The following is a 3,739-nucleotide window of genomic DNA, read 5'->3' as shown; positions in this document are numbered from 1 at the left end:
TCACCGCGCTGGTAGCCGGATACTGCCACTACTTGCCGTTCTCGGTGACCGACCTCGGTGCGATGCAGCTGGATCCATCGCTGGACGATGCCGGGCTCGGCCCGGCGGTGCTGCTGGCGTTCTGCGCCGGACTGGCCGCATGTGACCGGGTGCTGGTGCACTCCGCCGCCGCCTCGGCATGGACCCTCGCGGTCGCCGAACGCCACGACCTCGACCTGGGCGGGCGGGTCGCGGTAGTGCCGCCACCCCGGGACGAACGCCTCGTCCGCGACCCCGCCGCGACCGAAAACGACTGGGGCGCACCGCTGATCGGGGTCTACAACCACCGACTGTACCGGCACTACGGCACCGCACGATTCGCCGAGCTGGCCTCCCGCCTCACCGTGGAGACCAGCGTGCAGCTTCGGGTGACCGACCTGTTCGGTGACCGCAGTGCGGCCCGGGTCGCCCTGGATCCGAGCCCGGAATTCCACCGCGCCCAACTCGCCGCCCTGCCCGGAGTGCACGTCGTGTCCGACGACGGCGATCGTGCCCGGTATCGAGATCTGTTGGCGGGCGCGCATTTCGGGATCGCGCCGTTGCGGGCGGGCTGTCCGTGGTCGATGAGCGTGATCGACGCCCAGGCGATGGGGCTGCCGGTGATCGCACCCCGGATGGGCTGGTTCGCCGAGCACATCGACGAGGAACTGCTGTTCGACACCCTCGACGCGGCGATCGACATCACACGCCGGCTGGCCGGTGACGAGGAGTTCTACCGGCTGCACGCCAAACGCGCCCACGCCGCCACCACCTACCTGACCCCGGCCGCTGTCGCCGCCGCGTACTGGGAGGCGATCTCGCGATGACCGGATTCGACGTGATCCAGCTGTCCTATGACGAACCGCTCGCCGACGTGCTGCACTCGCGGCTGACGAGGGTATTCGGCGGCACCGTGAAACGCCTGCACGGGGTGCGGCCGATGCGCCGCGCCTACCGGCTCACCGCCGAACTCACCGACACCGCTCAGTTCTTCCTCGCAGACGGCGACTTCGCCATCGACCACGAATTCGGCGCCGCCGCAGTCGAATCCCTCGCCGAGGGCGTGTCGATGCGGGTCTGGCGGGCCCGCAACCCGCTCAACAACCTGTCCTACGGCTACGGCGGGCTGAAGCTGATCCGAGCCGAGGCGTTGCGGCAGCTCGGAGACGCGGTCGATGTCCTGGCCGCCCTGCCCGGCCGCGTCGAGTTCGTCGAAGCAACCGCGGGGGTGACCCGGTTCAATCAGAGCCCGTATCACGCCTGGCGGGCCGGGTTCCGCGAGTGCGCGATGCTCGCCCGCGGCAGCGAGTACGGCATGGACGACATGTCCGCGCGGCAGAAGATCGCCGCCTGGCGGTCGGCCCGCACCGGCGAGTTCGCCTCCTACGCCGCACTCGGCGCCCGCGACGGAATCGCGTTCGCGCACGACGCCGGCCGTGACCCGGACCGGTTCACCCAGCTCAACGATCCGGTGTGGCTGCACCACCGGTTCACCAGCTCCTACGGCGAGCAGGTGATCGCCGGATGAGCGGCCCCGCACCACGATTGGTGCTGATCGAACCCTACGCGGATCGGGTCGGCGGCCACTACCAGCACACCATGTACGCGCTGGCCGCCGCCGGGCCGGACAGCCTCATCGTGACCCCGCCGCGGCGGCGCGGCCCGGCCGCGCATCTGCTCGCCGGTGGCGCGGCCATGGCGCAGGTGCTGGCCACCGGCAGCAGCGCGGTGCTGGGCCCGCGGTGGTGGCCGGACCGGCTGCGCCGTCTCCCGCACCAGATCGAACTACTTCGGCGTTGCCTGGTCGAGGCCGCCTGCCTGCGCAGCGCCCGCCACGAGGGCGGATCCGGGTGCGCGGTGGTGATCCTGACCGCCAGCGAGGGCCTGCACCTTCTTGCCGCAGCGTTGGGCGGTGGGGCGCACCTGCGGTTCGTACACGAGGTCACCACCACCGAAGACCTGCCGTTACGGCTGCTCGGCAAGCTATTTCGCCGCCGCGCGGGCGCGGTCGGGCTCGTGTGTCCCACCGAGGCCGTGGCGCGGCAGCTGCGCCCCCGGTTCCCGGTGCTGGCGACCGCGGTGCGGACCTATGCCGTCGACGACGGGCAGCAGTTGACCGACGCGGAGATCGACGGCGCCCGAGATGTTTTCGGGATTCCGGCGGATGCGACGGTGGTGTGCCTGGTCGGCGGCTGGTGGCCGCACAAGGACATCGCCACCTTGGACGCGGCGCTGGCTCGCCTCCGTAAGCCGCTGCATCTGCTGGTCACCGGGCACCCGATCGACCAGCAGATCCTCGACCGGTGGCGGGGCCTTCCCCTGGTCCGGTTGTGTGTGGAGCCCGGCCCGGTCCCCGAACAGATCCTGCGCCTGGTGTACGCGGCGGCCGATGCCAGCCTGGTGATCCGCCATCGCGGCGTCGGCAAGGAATCCGGGCTGGTCCTCGGCGCGGCCCGCCTGGGCGTGCCGCTGATCGTGTCCGGCCACGACCTGGACCTGACCCATCAGCTCATCGGCCACCGGTGGGTGCGGGTGTTCCCCGCCGGCTCCCCGGTCAGCCTGGCCATGGCGCTGGACGGCCTCAGCGACGAGCGGATGCCGCGCCCGCCGGCCTCGGCGGGCAAGTCCCTGGGCATGGCCACCCCGAGCGAACAAGCGGCCTTCCTGGTCGACACCTATCGCCGGCTGTCGGAGGCCCGGCGGTGACGCCGCCGGTGATCGCGGTGATCGGGCCCGTCGAACCTGGCCTGCTCACCGCCTGGACCAGCCATTATCGAGGGATCGGCGTCGAGCGGTTCCTGATCGCATTCCACTTCCCCGACCAGGTGCACCCGCGTCATCGGGACACGTTGCTGGGCACCGCCGCCGATCTCGGCATCGGACCGGCCCTGACCAGCACTGGTCCGTGGCACGAGCGCACCAACACCGAGTTGCGTGAACGGCTGCGCACTCTGGCCGGTCCCGGCTGGCATCTGCTCGCCGACGCCGACGAATTCCACCAGTTCCCTGGCGGCGTCGACGACGCGATCGCCGCCGCCGACACCCGCGGGCGCCCGGTGGTCGGCGGTCTGCTGCTCGACCGCATCACCTGCGACGGCGCACTCCCGCCGATCACCCCGGGCATCGACCTGGATCAGGTGTTTCCGCTCGGCGGGCACCTGACCCACCGGCTGCTCGGTGGTGATCCCCGAAAGATCGTGGCGGTGCGCTCCGATGTCGTGGTGGCCTCGGGCAATCACCGTGCCCCCGGATATCGGCCGGATCCGGATCGGCTGGTGTGCGTGCACCACTTCAAATGGCGGCGCGGTGTACTGGCCGACCTGCACCAGCGGGTGACCCGCTTCGGCAGCGGCGAATGGATCGAACACACCCCCGCAGTACGGTCGGAAGCCGCCCGGCTGCTCGACCACGTCGGCCGCCACCACGGCCGCCTCGACCCCACCGATCCACGCCCGGCTTACCGGCCTGCCACCCTGGCCCAGCTGCCTGAAAATTGGGTGGTGCAGGCCCGTAACATCCTGATCGAATGGCGGCCACCGACACCGACGAGCAAGGAGTGATCATCCGAATGCACCGGTCACGGGTCATTTTGTTGTGCGGCATCACCGGCTCCGGAAAGACGGTGCTCGCCAAGGCCCTCGCGGACAAGGGCTTCACCCGGCTCTCGGTCGACGAGGAAGTCTTCCGCCGCCACGGCCGCTACGGCATCGACTACCCCCAC

5 protein-coding genes are annotated in these 3,739 nt (G+C 70.7%); all 5 read left to right on the top strand.

Features of this window, described 5'->3' with window-relative positions:
* The coding region (locus tag NA3_RS34965) for a glycosyltransferase family protein (RefSeq protein ID WP_062969176.1) at nt 1-845 on the top strand (845 nt) is incomplete at its 5' end.
* Complete coding sequence (locus NA3_RS34960; protein ID WP_062969174.1) at nt 842-1,546, top strand: hypothetical protein; 705 nt, start codon at nt 842-844, stop codon at nt 1,544-1,546. The genes NA3_RS34965 and NA3_RS34960, both read left to right, overlap by 4 nt.
* Nucleotides 1,543-2,724: a glycosyltransferase family protein gene (locus tag NA3_RS34955; protein ID WP_062969172.1), complete on the top strand. Its 1,182-nt coding sequence runs from the start codon at nt 1,543-1,545 to the stop codon at nt 2,722-2,724. Before NA3_RS34960 ends, NA3_RS34955 begins: the two co-directional genes overlap by 4 nt.
* Entirely contained in the window at nt 2,721-3,578 is an 858-nt protein-coding gene (locus NA3_RS34950; protein WP_062969171.1) for a hypothetical protein, read from the top strand. The genes NA3_RS34955 and NA3_RS34950 overlap by 4 nt, the downstream gene beginning before the upstream one ends.
* On the top strand, nt 3,545-3,739 hold a 195-nt coding region (locus tag NA3_RS36550), incomplete at its 3' end, for an AAA family ATPase (protein WP_218021949.1). The genes NA3_RS34950 and NA3_RS36550, both read left to right, overlap by 34 nt.

The organism is Nocardia africana NBRC 100379, assembly GCF_001612635.1.
Taxonomy (GTDB): domain Bacteria; phylum Actinomycetota; class Actinomycetes; order Mycobacteriales; family Mycobacteriaceae; genus Nocardia; species Nocardia africana.
This window is presented reverse-complemented; position numbering and strand designations above follow the sequence as displayed.